The sequence below is a fragment of the Paenibacillus rhizoryzae genome (assembly GCF_059686995.1).
Genome location: NZ_JCAALT010000001.1, coordinates 922,184 through 936,352, shown reverse-complemented (window position 1 = coordinate 936,352; position 14,169 = coordinate 922,184). Strand labels below are relative to the sequence as shown.

The following is a 14,169-nucleotide window of genomic DNA, read 5'->3' as shown; positions in this document are numbered from 1 at the left end:
GCCCAAGTCACGTTGGTGGCGCCGGTTTTGGAGCAGCAGGAATATTAGTACTCTTCATCTTATTAGTTATTATTTCTGCTTCCGCACTGTGCTAGTTTAATGTGGGCGATTCCCGTTATTCATACAATTCCAGTTAACTCAGCAACAGGCTGCCGATAATCGGAAGCCTGTTGATGGTACTACATAGAAACTAACCAAGCTCGACTTGTTCATACATGGATGCCTCGCGGTCCCGTATAATGCGCCGCAATTCGGATACCAAACCACGGTCGATTTTCCCCTGCTCGTATAAATTCTGAACCTCGTACCGCTCCGCCTGAACCGCAATCCAATGAAGCTCTCTGCGCGTTTCATCGAAAGCTTCTTTCTTGCGTTTGTTATGAAGCTGAAAGGATCTAAGCCGATTCACGAGCTGCTTATAATAAGCAACTACGCATTCCGTTGGATCATTGGCACTCTCGGGTGCGCATAGCGGCCCCATCTGATTAATTACGACTTGACCGCACTCGATACGAAGTCCCCTCAGCGATTCAAGATCATTCTCCGTTAATGATTTCTTCCCGGAATTCGGTGCGCCTGTGAGCAGCTCTTTTAATCTCCCGAGCAGCCTTTTGAACACCAACAGCCACAAGTGCAGCCGATTCGCCAAAATAATTTCAACTTGATCTAACATTTTGTTGTAGAATTCCGCGTGGTTCTTCGTGATCGTGCCCTGCTCGAGCCGCGACTGGATGTAGTTGCGTTCGATGTCCAGCGCCTCGATCCGCAGTGCAATTTCATCTTGATTCAAACGCGATACACGTTTGTACTGATTGTCTTTCAATCCAAGCTGCTGGATCATTTGGTTGTATTCTTCAATGACGGCTTCTACTGCATCCTCATTGACTTCATTGCTCTCCTGCTGTAATTGGCGCACAGCGGCTTGCAAAATGTGAATATGCCATTCGTTCTCTTCTTGTACCAGTGCAGTTTCGTCCACCGCAACACGCTTCTTCGCAATTAGCGGCAGTAAAATACTGGCAGTTAACAAGGACAACAGGATGATGCAGGCCGCAAGAAATAGGATTAGATCCCGTTCCGGAAACAGCTCTCCGTTATGCAGAAATAAAGGGATGGAGAATGCACCCGCTAACGTAACCGCACCACGCACACCGGAGATGGTCGTCATGATGAGCGCTTTGAAGCTTAAAGCTTCTTTGCTATAGGTGCCAAATATCCGCCAGCCACGCGTAAAGAGCAGCGTCCACACGAAACGCAGCACGAGCAGCAGCGCAAAGATAGCAACGGCGTACCCGATAACGACAATATTGTTAATGCCCGGATCTTTGAAAATAATCGAGGTCACATCGGGAATTTGCGTCCCCAAAATGACAAATACGAGTCCATTTAAAATAAACAAATAGACCGACCATGTACTGGTAGACACGGATTTCAGCTTCCCTATGTCGCATTCCACGCGATCCTTCTCGATCGCATGCACAATCCCGCCCGCAACCGCGGCTAGAATGCCGGATACGCCGACTTCCTCGGCACATAAATAAAGCAGAAACGGAGTTAGCAGCTGCAGCAGCATGTGCATCGTTTCATCATCGAGCCCATTGCGGCGCAGCAATTGTCGTATACCGGCTATGATCACAGCAAGTGTGGCTCCCACAAGCAGGCCGCCGATGGAAATAAGAATGAAGCTGAAGGCGGCTTTCTGGAGCGAGAAAACACCCGTCACCGCCGCCGCAATCGCAAATTTGAACGCAACCAAACCTGAAGCATCGTTCATTAACGCTTCGCCTTCCAGAAGTCGCATAAGGCTCTTGGGCAGATGGATTCGTCCTGCAAGCGCGCTTACGGCGATCGCATCGGTAGGCGAAAGTATGGCTGCTAGTGCAAAAGCAGCAACCAGCGGTATTGTGGGAATCATCCAGTGGATCGTATAACCGACCACGAATACAGTTGCGAAAACGAGCCCTACTGAGAGCAGTAATATAGGTGCCCGAAGCTGCCAAAGCTCCTCGCGCGGCGTATGTCTTCCGTCATTGTACAGCAGCGGCGCGATGAACAAGATAAAGAACAGCTCCGGCTCCAGCTGAAGATGAATGCCGACCGGCAGCATGATAATGAGACCGCCGAGCATAATCTGTATGAGCGGTACCGGCACGAATGGAACGAACCGATAAATGATATTCGACACACCTATAAGGACAAGTAGTACAAGTACGACTATAAATACTTCCAACCTGGCTTCCCCCAATGGTCTTTCGAGTCCGTACCTATATTTCGTTATATTTTCCATGATCGCAATCCGATATTCTCACCTTCCTGCTTCAGTTGAAACACAGAAAGAAGAGCCCTTTGGACTCAAGGTCGCAAAGGGCTCTTATCAGCGTCGATTTATTCTGCAGCAGGCTCAAATAGTTTGACCACTTCATACATACCGGGCTCAAATTTAGCAATCTTTAGAGCTTCTTGGAGATACGGGAGCGGTTTAGGATCAGTGCGCATCGCGTTGTATTCCTCCTCGCTTCTCCACTGCGCATACATCGTCACTTTAGTCCCATCCAAGCTGCGATGAAGACTGGATGAGATAAATCCCTTAGCGAAGCGGACAGAGACATCCGTCACATTGGTAAGCAGCTCAACCACACGATCCTGATTCTCGGGCTCCATGGTAAATACATTGATGAAAGTAAGAATCGGTTTATTCATTGTAATTTGTGTCATTTCGCCGCCTCCTCGAGTGAGATCTATTTAGTCGCCCATTTCTTCGTACATGCGAGTTACTTGCGGGCTTAGCTCCTTCACTTCAAAATCTGCCGATCGGCTAAGCTTCTCCCAACGTTTCGTTTCGGCTAGTTTGCCGTGGTCTACCGCATTTGCAATCTAGACTGCATCACTGCCCAGCAGCAGGCGCAGCGGCGGATTCTCTTCATTGACAATCATGATGATGGCTTGTGCGGCTTTATCCGGATCACCGTTTTCCTTACCTGTTGTATCGCGCAGATGCTTGAGAAGACCGCCAACAGTGTCTTTGTACTCGTCTCGCGGTTCGATATGCTGCATGGAGGAGCCAGCCCAATCGGTCCGGAAGCCAATTGGTACGGTGCCAGACCCGGTGCGCCGGTGCGACCACCGATGGACGAAAATTGAACAATATGACCGTAGCCTTGTTCTCTCAGTAATGGAAGTGCGGCTTTCGTTACATTAATTGTGCCCCAAAGGTTCGTTTCTACTTGAGCGCGGAAGTCATCCATCGATGTTTCTTCAATGGAGGAAACATTCCCATATCCTGCATTATTTACAAGGACGTCTAAACGTCTATGATGGTGCCTCCCTGATGTTAGGAATGAGTTTGGAATGTTTGTTCCAACGCCTTCAGTATAGACCCGTATCTAACTTAAGTCAACGGATTTCGGAATGAATATTCCAACCAAATTGCTCCAAGACTTTCACCGGGCGATGTCAGCATTTCGGATGCATCTAGTATTATTGCTGAATGAATGCCGTCCACAGCGAGGACATCAAGTGAAACTCATGGTATGCCATGATTAAGTTTGGAATTTAAATTCCATAACCAAATAAAAAAAAAGCCCTTTAAGACCTCAAGGTCCAAATGGCTTATTACACAAGTATAGCTTTCCAAGATGCCTCCAGAATCTGTTGCACCTGAAGCTCATTCAGCGGGTATTTCTGAACATAATATCCTTTCAAAATGGACGAAATGATGCCATGGATAAGCTGATGGCACAGGTGTGAATCCATCTCTTTGATGATTCCCTGCTTCTGTCCCTCCACTAATACGGAAAGAACAACTTCTCGCGAATGATGGTCATCGTCCATGTTTCGCAGCTCCGGCGAGATATACGGCGAATAAGAGTAGCTGTCGATAAACATAAATTCCTTAGGAAAATCAATACCGAATTGGAGTCGATTAAACTGAAGGCACTTAAAGCGCTCATATAGGCTCGCATCAGGTTGATAACCATGGAGCAGATATTGCCCCATATGCGTCCGTGCCTCTTTATAGACGGCATTGACCAGTTCTTCTTTATTGGCAAAATAGTTATAAATCGTGCCGGATCCGACATTCGCTCGTTTGAATATTTTCGAGAAGGTAAACGATTGCAGTCCCTCTTCATGAATCAAATCGAGCGTAGCAGTCATGATATCCTGTTTCTTACTCATTCCCTTCACCTCTGACGACGCTGATCTCACGAATATAATGTAGTCACATTATTGCCTCTTCCAAGCATAAAGTCAATGAATAGCAGAAGCGGACAACATTCGACGAAGTTTATCTGGTCCGAATGGGCGGATGCTTGAATATGTTATACGGATTAATCCATGATGATCTTTCATTTACCGATTTCTTACGGAGTTCTAATCAGCCTTTATCTAAAGGAGTTCATACAATGGCACAAGAAAACACTACGCAACAAAGCGTTGGGCAACAAACTGACAAAACCGCCATTCGGGGGCCGTTTTCCATACATTTTCCCGAATCGGAGCTTACCGAATTGCATAATCGCATCGTCGCGACAAGATGGCCGGACAAGGAAACGGTGCCTGATCAAACGCAAGGAGTCCCGCTTGCAACCATGCAGCAAACCGCACGTTATTGGGCAACGGAATATGATTGGCGCAAGTGCGAGGCGACGCTGAACGGCATTCCGCAGTTCTTGACCGAGATCGATGGTTTGGACATCCACTTCATGCATATTCGTTCCAAGCACGAAGATGCTTTGCCGATGATCATGACACATGGATGGTCCGGCTCGATCATCGAGTTGCTGAAAGTGATCGACCCGCTGACCAATCCCACTGCTTATGGCGCTAAGGCATCGGATGCTTTCCATCTGGTCATTCCGTCGCTGCCCGGATACGGCTTCTCCGGCAAACCTACTACGACCGGCTGGGGTCCTGTCCGCATCGCAAGCGCATGGATTGAACTAATGAAGCGACTCGGATATTCGAAGTATGTGGCGCAGGGAGGCGACTGGGGAGCGGTTATTACCGATTTCATGGGCGTTATGAAACCACCGGGACTGCTCGGTATTCACACCAATATGCCAGGCGCGGTTCCACCTCACATTGATACGGCTCTCATGAAAGGCAATCCCCTCCCCTCCAACCTTACACCGGAAGAGAAGCGTGCTTGCGAGCAGTTAGCTTTCGTTTACAGACATCTCGGCTATGCTGAAATGATGGGCACACGCCCGCAGACGTTGACCGGATTGGTGGATTCGCCTATAGGTTTAGCTGCATTCTTAATGGACCATGATGTCTGCAGTCTGGAGCTGATCATCAAGGCGTTCGATGGACATCCCGAAGGCCTTACGCGAGATAACATCCTCGATAATGCCACACTCTACTGGCTGACGAGAACAGCTATATCAGCGGCTCGGCTCTATTGGGAGAATAAGTTCTCTTTCTTCATGGTGAAGGGCGTCCAGATTCCGGCTGCCGTGACCGTCTTTCCTTACGAGCTCTATGAAGCTCCACTGAGCTGGACGAAGCAAGCTTACCCTAAACTAATCTACTTTAACAAGGTCGACAGAGGCGGGCATTTCGCTGCTTGGGAAGTACCACTGTTGTTCTCCGAAGAGGTTCGTGCTGGGTTCAGGTCCTTGCGATAATAGGGAAAAAGGCTGCTTTATCGTAAGCAGCCTTTCCCGCTTTAAGTGATTGTGTTTAGAGCTCGGAGCTGCTGCAATCGGCTAATTATATGATTAGAAATTATTCTTTACACTTCAGCAGATTCTCCGCGGTGCGGAATGCTAGGGCCATTATCGTCAATACAGGATTCACGCCGCCGTTCGTAACATGCACGGAGCCGTCGCTTACCCAGAGATTGTCATACCCGTGTACTCGTCCCGTTGGATCGGTAACCGATGTCGAAGGGTCATTTCCCATGCGCAGCGTGCCAGATTGATGTTGGCCACCGCTAAGACCATTGCCTGCCCGCGTCCGCCACACTTGGCGTGCGCCTGCAGCCCGGAGCCACTTCTCAGCTTGCTCAGCCAGCATGGCCGAAGCGCGTAGAGATTCATGGTGAACACCTCCGGAAAGCTGAACAACGGGAAAACCGAAGCGATCCTTAACCGAAGGCGACAGCCTTACTCTGGATTCGGCTGTTGGAATCTCTTGGATTGGACCTTGAATTTGGCTCGTTCGCAGAAATGTCTCACGCATCGTTTCCTTACCAGCACTTCCCCAGCGCGCAGCATCCGGAGCAAGTGCGCGATTCCAATGAATGAGCGGCAAACGAATGAACTCGTTAGCAAGCAGACCTCCCCCGATTACGCCTGCTTCGTTGCTATGCTCAAACCGGAAGGTTGCGATGCTTACGCCTGGTCCGTTTCCGTCTTGAATTTGTTCATCAAAGACGCCAAATGCGCCGGCATAAACATGCCCTTGAAGATGCCTGCCCACTTGGTCAAATTGATTGCCAATCCCGTTTGGTTCCATCTCGCTTGTTGATTGAAGAAGGAGTCTGGCGCTCTCGATCGCGCCGGCTGCGACCACAACATGCCCTGCTCGAATCTGCCTGCGCTGGAATGTACCATCTGGACGCTCATGGATAAGATGCACGGCAGTGGCGCGTCTTCCCCCTTCTGTCTCAATACGCTCCACCATCGTATCGCAAATGAGGTCACAATTACCTGAAGCGATAGCCCTTACCATCATCGTATTATGACCGCCGTTCTTGCTGTTGGTCGGACATGCGAAACCTACGCACTGTCCGCACTGCCCGCATGCCGGGCGTCCATCTCGTTCAACAGAATTGATGAGCAATGGCACCGGTCCCGCGTCCCATCCCAGCTTCTTGGCAGCTTGTGCCAAACGCTCCCCTTCGATTGTTCTCGGTATTGCCGGCATCGGATAAGGCCGCTCCCTCTTGCCACGTCCGGCGTGGGCATCCCCATCACCGGAGACGCCAACTGCCCATTCGGCGCGCTCGTAATAAGGTTCAAGCTCCTGATAGCTGATCGGCCAATCGCTTAACGAGCTTCCGTCCGGTATGCCATAACGTGTCGCCATGCGAAAATCTTCCGGGTGAAACCGCCAAGCCTGTGCACCGTAAACCCTTGTACCGCCGCCAACAGTCATGGCGTTATTGTGATAGTCGCCCTCGAAGGGAACCGTAATTCTCTCCTGCCCGTTAGGCAATAGAATCGTCCGCGGATTTCCTACTGCCGCAGGTCCGGTATTGTGACCGTATTTGCTCAACCGATGATTGCGCAGATGGTCGCGGCCAACCTGATCATAACGCAGCCAGCTGCCGCGCTCGACGACGAGCACGCGAAGTCCGGATTCAGCGAGGACGCCTGCAGCTACGGATCCTCCCGCCCCAGCCCCAACCACGATGACATCATACTGATCGCGCAGCTGATCAAAGGATCGCTGCGGCAAATCGGTTTCCTCGACAGGTGCTTCGGTTCCCGGAACAGGACCTGGACGGAACCCGATCATGTCCCACGACGTGCCCTCGCGATTACCGCCTGCTTCAGGACTTCCATAATAACCTTCAATGACTAAAGTCAATAATGTATCAAAGAATAGCTTCGGTGAAACAGGCCAGTCCTGAACTTGGCCACGCTGAACATCAGTCAACAGAAGATCACGCTCTTCCTCCGTCAATTCAGCGAATAACCGCTCATAGCGGATAGTTGCATCTGCTTGTAATGCTCGAAGACCCGGCTCTATAAGATTCAGCCAAGTATCAGGATCCTCGTTCAAGTGCCGCTCTAAGTACATAAGCACACCGGCATCTGAGGCAGATGGCCAAGTATCCTCCGGGACCATACGGTCCGCAACCGCTTTCAAAACCGTTTCTAACTCCGCAGAAATAAACTTCCGATCGACGGGATTCATCTTCAAGCGCCACCCCATGCTCTTCATTTAGTAGGTACACCTCATTTTTTCAACTCTATTGTAACATCAAATCCCTTCCTATAATCGACTCTTCCTTGCTTAGGAAGAAACAAAAAATCCGCTTTCGCGGATTCAAAAACACCCGGCGGTATGATCCGCCGGGCGTATTGATTGTCCTATTCACTAACCTGCTGTCCAAAGAAAGCAAGAATCGGCATATAAGTTCCGGAATCCAGCGGCAGGAAGCTCGAAGGATTCATTTCATACGCCGCATGTACGACGGTTCGCCCTTCTGCTGCTCTGTCTAGATTCAATGTGATCTCACTGCGAGCGGTTATTTGCCAGCTGCTAACGTTGATTTTGCCATTCACGTCCTCCACAGCAAATACCTGTGAGACAGGTCCGATTGCGTGCAAGTAACCGGCAACGTTGGCGAATTGCAAACGAATGCCAGGGTTGGCATTTTTCTCGGTAAAGGTTGCAGAAGTGAGGCACGGTGCTTTCGCATGCAACGCAGCACGCTCATAAACGAGAGCCAATGCTTGTTTGCCCATTCGTTCGCCAATGATCATATTCCCGGCAGGACTGTTATGAATGCCATCGGATAACGGACAATCCAAAGCCGGAATGACATAAATATGAGGAATATTCAAAGCGGCCTGACGCTGTGCTTCACGCACACGGCCCCACGAACGGTCGCCTTCTTCCGATGCGGAATCCGTGCAGCGATTAAGCTGAACCGTCAAGATCGGTAAGCGGTCATCCTTCAATTCATGGCGCCAATGCTGAACGGTATGCTCAAATCGTTCCAGGTAAGTAACCGAGTCCGCAGGTGAGCAATCGGAGCAGCCTTGATACCAGAGTATGCCGCGCACCTTGCCGCCGACGGATTGAATGATATTCATCATATTGCGATGAAGTACGCCATCCTCATCTGGGTTCCAAGCCTTCAGCGGCGAGCCACCTAAGGCGGTCTGTACTAAGCCAATAGGGATTCGCAGCTCTTTCTGCAGCAGCTTGCCAAATGCCAGAAACGGAGAGTGACCGGGATTAGCCCCCTCCCGATTCTCGAAATGAATGGATGCCGTCGATTCATTAAACGGATGCGAGGCCAAATCCCACTGCCCGTTATTGCGGAGCAAATGAATGCCGAGCTGCGGCGCATCCTGGAATGGACCTTTTCCATAGCCGGCCGCATTGCTCTGTCCCGCGATTACCCATAGATCACCTACGCCAATATGATGGATCATATCTCCGCGAGTTGCCCATTCTAAGGCAGGATTATCGTCAAGCTGCAAGCTGGTTTCAACACGGTAAAGTCCGCCTTGCGCGATGGCGTTCAAGGTGATTTCCCATGCTTGACCTGCTAACATGTTCGCAGGCTGCCAAGAGACAACCTCTCTTGCGTCGTCCTCTCCAACAACCCGAACGAGTACTTGTGCCGTCCTGAATGATACTTCTTCCGGAGCAGCCCAAACCCCGGATAACGTTATGCTCCCTACCCCATTCTCCTGTTGAATAATGGCCCAAGGCTGAGGACCTCTTTGAATAATAGTGCCAATCTGACGCATGCGGATATCACAATCCTTTACATGTTAAATGGTATGATTATCCGCTACTATTTCTCCATTTTCATGCATACTCCTGCCTCAATGTCCGGAAACGGAAAAAGCCGTATCAGATATAGATCTGATACGGCAGTATTCATTCGACTCGTTATTAACGCAATGTTTTCAAAGCGCCGCTCCAAGCGATCACTTGGTCAAGCATGGTGTTAACAGCCGGCTCTTGATGCGCACCTGGTTTGAACACACTGTAGTTTTCAAAATCAGTAATGAGCGATAGTCCAACTTGCGCACGTACATCAGCCATATGAAGCTCGCCAACGATCAAGCGAAGATTCTCGATTGCACGTGAGCCGCCGCTGCCGCCGTAACCTACGAAGCCTGCAGCTTTATCTTTCCACTCGTGGAAGAGAAAATCAATGGCATTCTTGAGTGCGCCGGAAGTAGCGTGGTTATACTCAGGTGTAACGAATACGTAGCCGTCAAAAGATGAAATTTTCTCTGACCAAGCGATCGTATGCGGTTTGCTGTATTGACCCATGGATGCCGGAATCGGCTCATCGAGCAGCGGCAAATTGAAATCTGCCAGATCAACAAGCTCGAATGCTGCGTCCGTGCGTTTGTTTGCAATTTCAGTTACCCAGCGTGCTACTGCTTCACCATTGCGGCCCGGACGTGTGCTTCCAAGAATAATTGCGATTTTCAACATATGAATTACCTCCACGAATGTTATATTTTTTTTTCTTCGTTTTCTTGTCGCTCTTGAATACCAAACCCGATCTTCTTAAACAGCTCGATCAGCTGTTGCTTCTCCTCATCGGTCACAAAGGACAAATTGTCGGATATCGTCTGCACATGTTTAGGAAAGATCGCATCGAAGTAGCTGCGTCCTTCGTTAGTCAACGCGGCATTCGTTTTACGCCGATCGCCTGGAATCGGAAGCCGCTCCACATACCCCTTCTTCTCCAATTTATCGACCACATAGGTGATACTTCCGCTTGGAATGGAGAAGGTATCGCTTATTTTCTGAATGGGATGCGGACCTTTATTGTATAGAAACTCGAGTATTTGGAAGGTTTCAATATTGAGACCGTAGCCGGTGATATCGCGCTCTAAACTCCCAAACAGCGTGTTCACCATATTTCTCATGACGCGAATCAGCCTTAAATCTAGAGCGGTACCTTCAGCATTAGGTTCAACCATTTCATAACCACCTTATCTTGCTTTCTTATACAAAGGATATTCGACTTCGGTAGGAACTTCAATCATAAAAATGCGAAGTTTCTCCTCTTCCGCGCGAATGCTGACTTCTCCCTCTTGCTCACTTTGCACGATGACAAAATCTTTGTTCTTGAATGCAGCCGTATCTTGTCCGGCTGACAAAACGGAACCGCCTGCACCTCTTATCGCCAAGACACCGAGCGTCCGGTTTGGCACAATACGATGTTTGTAGCTCGATCCCGGTTCAATTTCGACATCAAACATCCGTGCATCTGCTACCAACTGGTGAATCGGCGTACCTTCGCCCAGTATCGTCTTGATATTTACTCCATCTTGGTTCGTCTGCGGAAATTGTTCATGTTTATAAAGCGTATAAGTCGGCTTACGTTTGACTGCATCATTCAGATAGGGCTCAAGCCAGATTTGAAAACTCTCGAAGCCAGCCTCAACGCTCTCGGCATGCTGAAGACCTGAACCAGCTTGCATAAGCTGAATATCTCCGGCTTCCAAATAGCTTTCCGTACCGAGGGTGTCTCTGTGAAGACCTTTGCCTCTAATCCCGTATGAGAGGATTTCAAACCCCTGGTGAGGATGAAACCCGATGCCTCCAGCTGACTCCGCATGACCCCAAGCCCAGTAGAAAAGCGGACCGAGTCTGACGGTAATCGCACCTTGGCCTGAGAAACCCAGTGGTTTCTGAGCGTGAATTTTGCCGCCGTCAAATTCCTCTTTACCTTGTAGTTCAGGGCCTAACACTTGGATGTTCACATGAATTGCTCCTTTCTTATAGTGTGTTCTTGTTCTGCTTAATAAACAAGTCATCCTATATTTATTTATCCTAACACAATTTATTATAATCTTAGGATAAATGTCTGTCAACCTGCCATCGACTGGATACAGTCGCAAGAAGGACAAATGAAAAAGCCCCCGATTTCGGGGGCTACAATTAGCTAAACAGTTGATATAAGGTGTCCACTGTAGGGCTCCATCGCCAATTCCGTACGGTAGCCATTCCATTCTGAGTGAGTTGATGCCGCAAAAAAGGATCATGAATTAACCGATATAAACTGGCTTTCGCAGCTTCTTCATTCCCAAGCGGAACGACCAGCGCATTATAACCGTGAACAATGTACTCCTCATGTCCTGTACAATTCCCGACGACTGCAGTACCTCCGCACGCCATCATCTCCATTGGAGGTCCGAAGAAACCTTCAACATGGCTTAATTTCAGTAAGATATCGCAGCTGGAATAGATGTGCTTCATATGCTCCATCGGTACATGCGAGAAGAACTGATCACAGCGATATTCAGGATCCGGCTCTCCGTTACTTGAAACACACCATACTTCGCAATCCAAGTCTCGGACTACCCGGAACGCTTCTGCCATTCCCTTGAGCGGATTAAGTATGGGGCCTTCCAGCAGTACTCTGACCTTATTGCTCTTCGGCATAATAGGCTCTGTAGGATGGAAAAGCGTTTCATCTATGCCGTTCGGCACATAGATCGAGGTGTGCCCGTGGTTCTGCAATAGCCAATTCTGAATCCAACGTGCTTCCGTCATATAAATAAAAGGCAGCGTATAGGTTTGCTTGGCGGCTTCGAACTCTGCACTGCCTTCGGGATAGAATCGGCTTTCAATCGATTGGACGAAATACACTTTGCGGTCTGCTGATAATTGAAGCGTCGGGTGAGCTGTCGACCAGTGCGTGGCAACTACGGCATCAAAATGCTGCAGAGCAGCCGTTTCAAATGTTAGGATCGGCACCTGCTGCTGAGGGAACCAGTCAATCGTGTACAATTTTTGATCCATACTGATGAGTACCATATTAAGCCCTCGGGCTTGAAGTCTGTTGACATGCTGACAAATAACGGCGACACCGCCCGAAATATCACAGCTCGGGATGACATAACCGATGGTTTTGGGCCTCTGCTCCACGATGGGGCGCGGTTTTCTCGATCTATGCTTTCGATAATGCCGTTTCTTCTTCTTTAAGAACTTGCGTTTTCGCTTCTTCACGGGTTTAGCTGTACGGGAATTACGTCGCTTCTTTATTTTGTTCTTAGCCGTCACCTAAGCAGACCTCCCACTAGACCTTTCAGACAATCTATTCAACCTAACATCTTAAATTGTTAGACAAGTGTCATGAGGAACGCGATTCTTTCCCTTAAACGCAAAATAACCTGACGGCTCTATGTCCGGCAGGTTTAATCCAAACTAGCTTGCCAATCTAGCCTTAATATCTTCGCTTTGAGCTGGCGCTCCTCCTCGAAAGTAGACCAGAATCACGATCAGCACTGTCAACACGAGCGTTACCGGTCCCTTACCAAACCCTATCCCCCCGCTGCTATGTGCTGCGCCTAACCAATCCGCGAAGGAGGCTCCAACTGGGCGTGTCATGATATAAGCGAACCAGAAGGCGATGATTTCTTTGAGACCAAACAGCCAGAAGCCAAGGGCAGGAATAAACAAAATTGCAGTAAACATGATACCGGAAGCCAAATATCCAAGATGCATATTTGTGGCTGTCATATCGCCTGCAGCGGTACCCAGCGCGAATGTTGTCAGGACAGTCAGCCAATAGAAAATCTCGCGTCGCCGTGTAGTTATACTATGCACGGACAGCGTCTTCTCTTTCTTGTACCAGACAAGTAGAATACCTGCAAGCGCTGCAGCGAAGAAGAGCGTTGAAACGGCGTACGGAATACCAAGACCCACGCGGACAACGTCAGCTGCCGTCGTACCGAAAATACTGACCATGACAACGACAAGCCAGTAGATGCCTGGCATGTATCGCCGCACTTTAAATTGCAGGATCATGGCGATGACAAAGATAAGAACGCTCAGTGGAGCAGAGAAGATCGGATTCAATCGCTCAAACAAGTAATCGGAAGCGACTTCCCCCATCCCGGTGGTCAACAGCTTCGTGATCCAGAAGAAAATGGTGATCTCAGGCACTTTGGCAAGTAAACCGGTGGTATTCTGTTTATTAACTTCAGATCGTATGTTCATCTTTATCGTGGTCCTTTCTGCACTCCTAATCATGAGTTCATCATAAGGACCATTTCTTAAAGATCTATTAACTATTCATGTCCTGCCTATTAAATTCGTCATGTCATTTTTGTGACACCTTAAAAAGGTTTCCAGGTCGGATCGGAGATATCCTGTTGCGTAGGCTTGCTGACAAATTGCTTATATCTTTCTTCGCATGCCCCAAATTCCAAATAATTCTTTTGTGCTTGTCTTAACGATACCTCATTCGCCCCGCCTTCATAATCGGGGTCATGAAACTGAATGCCATCATCTTCCCAGAAACAGATGTGACAGATCTCGTACGTACCAGTTGGCTGTTCGTCCAAAGTCTGATATCCGCAGCAAGGACATGTATATTTATCAGTCATTCTCATCGCTCCATCACACGTACTGGCAGCCTTAGCTTAGTATTTCCGTTGCGACGAAAAAAATAAATAAAAAACCGCAATTTACGCGCCGCTTCTAACTATCCAATATTTGTAACCA

General features: G+C 48.9%; 13 protein-coding genes and 1 pseudogene. 1 reads left to right on the top strand and 13 read right to left on the bottom strand.

Annotation, left to right across the window (positions count from 1 at the left end; translation table 11 throughout):
- Positions 1–190: 190 nt before the first annotated feature.
- The 5 genes and pseudogenes from AC6ESO_RS04225 to AC6ESO_RS04205 all read right to left on the bottom strand — a co-directional run bounded on the left by AC6ESO_RS04225 (position 191) and on the right by AC6ESO_RS04205 (position 4,176).
- Positions 191–2,230 (bottom strand): Na+/H+ antiporter, encoded by a 2,040-nt coding sequence (locus AC6ESO_RS04225; RefSeq protein WP_497090275.1) that lies wholly within the window; start codon positions 2,228–2,230, stop codon positions 191–193.
- 155 nt (positions 2,231–2,385) lie between these two features.
- The gene (locus AC6ESO_RS04220; protein WP_497090274.1) at positions 2,386–2,715 is read right to left on the bottom strand and encodes an antibiotic biosynthesis monooxygenase family protein; all 330 of its coding nucleotides are present in this window, start codon (positions 2,713–2,715) and stop codon (positions 2,386–2,388) included.
- A gap of 159 nt (positions 2,716–2,874) precedes the next feature.
- Positions 2,875–3,054 carry a hypothetical protein gene (locus AC6ESO_RS04215; protein WP_497090273.1) on the bottom strand — a complete coding sequence of 60 codons (180 nt, stop codon included), beginning with the start codon at positions 3,052–3,054 and terminating at the stop codon, positions 2,875–2,877.
- Between the two features lie 86 nt (positions 3,055–3,140).
- Positions 3,141–3,350 (bottom strand): annotated as a pseudogene (locus AC6ESO_RS04210) (SDR family NAD(P)-dependent oxidoreductase); the annotation flags it as partial.
- A 262-nt stretch (positions 3,351–3,612) separates the two neighbouring features.
- On the bottom strand, positions 3,613–4,176 hold the full coding sequence (locus AC6ESO_RS04205; protein WP_497090272.1) for a TetR/AcrR family transcriptional regulator: 564 nt from the start codon (positions 4,174–4,176) through the stop codon (positions 3,613–3,615).
- A gap of 227 nt (positions 4,177–4,403) precedes the next feature.
- Between AC6ESO_RS04205 and AC6ESO_RS04200 the strand changes: the two genes are divergently transcribed.
- Positions 4,404–5,627, top strand: a complete 1,224-nt coding sequence (locus AC6ESO_RS04200; protein ID WP_497090271.1) for an epoxide hydrolase family protein — start codon at positions 4,404–4,406, stop codon at positions 5,625–5,627.
- A 100-nt stretch (positions 5,628–5,727) separates the two neighbouring features.
- On the opposite strand, the gene AC6ESO_RS04195 is transcribed toward AC6ESO_RS04200, so the two are convergent.
- The 8 genes from AC6ESO_RS04195 to AC6ESO_RS04160 all read right to left on the bottom strand — a co-directional run bounded on the left by AC6ESO_RS04195 (position 5,728) and on the right by AC6ESO_RS04160 (position 14,051).
- Positions 5,728–7,893, bottom strand: coding sequence for a GMC family oxidoreductase (locus tag AC6ESO_RS04195; RefSeq protein ID WP_497090270.1), 2,166 nt, complete (start codon positions 7,891–7,893; stop codon positions 5,728–5,730).
- A 149-nt stretch (positions 7,894–8,042) separates the two neighbouring features.
- On the bottom strand, positions 8,043–9,437 hold the full coding sequence (locus tag AC6ESO_RS04190; RefSeq protein WP_497090269.1) for a sialate O-acetylesterase: 1,395 nt from the start codon (positions 9,435–9,437) through the stop codon (positions 8,043–8,045).
- A 148-nt stretch (positions 9,438–9,585) separates the two neighbouring features.
- Positions 9,586–10,140 (bottom strand): NAD(P)H-dependent oxidoreductase, encoded by a 555-nt coding sequence (locus AC6ESO_RS04185; protein ID WP_494817502.1) that lies wholly within the window; start codon positions 10,138–10,140, stop codon positions 9,586–9,588.
- Positions 10,141–10,160: 20 nt separating this feature from the next.
- Positions 10,161–10,634, bottom strand: coding sequence for a MarR family winged helix-turn-helix transcriptional regulator (locus tag AC6ESO_RS04180; protein ID WP_497090268.1), 474 nt, complete (start codon positions 10,632–10,634; stop codon positions 10,161–10,163).
- 12 nt (positions 10,635–10,646) lie between these two features.
- Positions 10,647–11,420 (bottom strand): pirin family protein, encoded by a 774-nt coding sequence (locus AC6ESO_RS04175; RefSeq protein ID WP_497090267.1) that lies wholly within the window; start codon positions 11,418–11,420, stop codon positions 10,647–10,649.
- Positions 11,421–11,598: 178 nt separating this feature from the next.
- Positions 11,599–12,723 carry a glycosyltransferase family 4 protein gene (locus tag AC6ESO_RS04170; RefSeq protein WP_497090266.1) on the bottom strand — a complete coding sequence of 375 codons (1,125 nt, stop codon included), beginning with the start codon at positions 12,721–12,723 and terminating at the stop codon, positions 11,599–11,601.
- Positions 12,724–12,867: 144 nt separating this feature from the next.
- Positions 12,868–13,662 carry a COG4705 family protein gene (locus tag AC6ESO_RS04165; protein WP_497090265.1) on the bottom strand — a complete coding sequence of 265 codons (795 nt, stop codon included), beginning with the start codon at positions 13,660–13,662 and terminating at the stop codon, positions 12,868–12,870.
- 119 nt (positions 13,663–13,781) lie between these two features.
- Positions 13,782–14,051: a CPCC family cysteine-rich protein gene (locus tag AC6ESO_RS04160; protein ID WP_497090264.1), complete on the bottom strand. Its 270-nt coding sequence runs from the start codon at positions 14,049–14,051 to the stop codon at positions 13,782–13,784.
- Positions 14,052–14,169: the final 118 nt, after the last annotated feature.

Coding starts and splice junctions, on each gene's coding strand:
- AC6ESO_RS04165 (WP_497090265.1), bottom strand. CDS start 13,662: ATGAACATACGATCTGAAGTTAATAAACAGAATACCACCGGTTTACTT.
- AC6ESO_RS04205 (WP_497090272.1), bottom strand. CDS start 4,176: ATGAGTAAGAAACAGGATATCATGACTGCTACGCTCGATTTGATTCAT.
- AC6ESO_RS04190 (WP_497090269.1), bottom strand. CDS start 9,437: ATGCGTCAGATTGGCACTATTATTCAAAGAGGTCCTCAGCCTTGGGCC.
- AC6ESO_RS04180 (WP_497090268.1), bottom strand. CDS start 10,634: ATGGTTGAACCTAATGCTGAAGGTACCGCTCTAGATTTAAGGCTGATT.
- AC6ESO_RS04185 (WP_494817502.1), bottom strand. CDS start 10,140: ATGTTGAAAATCGCAATTATTCTTGGAAGCACACGTCCGGGCCGCAAT.
- AC6ESO_RS04220 (WP_497090274.1), bottom strand. CDS start 2,715: ATGACACAAATTACAATGAATAAACCGATTCTTACTTTCATCAATGTA.
- AC6ESO_RS04160 (WP_497090264.1), bottom strand. CDS start 14,051: ATGACTGATAAATATACATGTCCTTGCTGCGGATATCAGACTTTGGAC.
- AC6ESO_RS04195 (WP_497090270.1), bottom strand. CDS start 7,893: ATGAAGAGCATGGGGTGGCGCTTGAAGATGAATCCCGTCGATCGGAAG.
- AC6ESO_RS04215 (WP_497090273.1), bottom strand. CDS start 3,054: ATGCAGCATATCGAACCGCGAGACGAGTACAAAGACACTGTTGGCGGT.
- AC6ESO_RS04200 (WP_497090271.1), top strand. CDS start 4,404: ATGGCACAAGAAAACACTACGCAACAAAGCGTTGGGCAACAAACTGAC.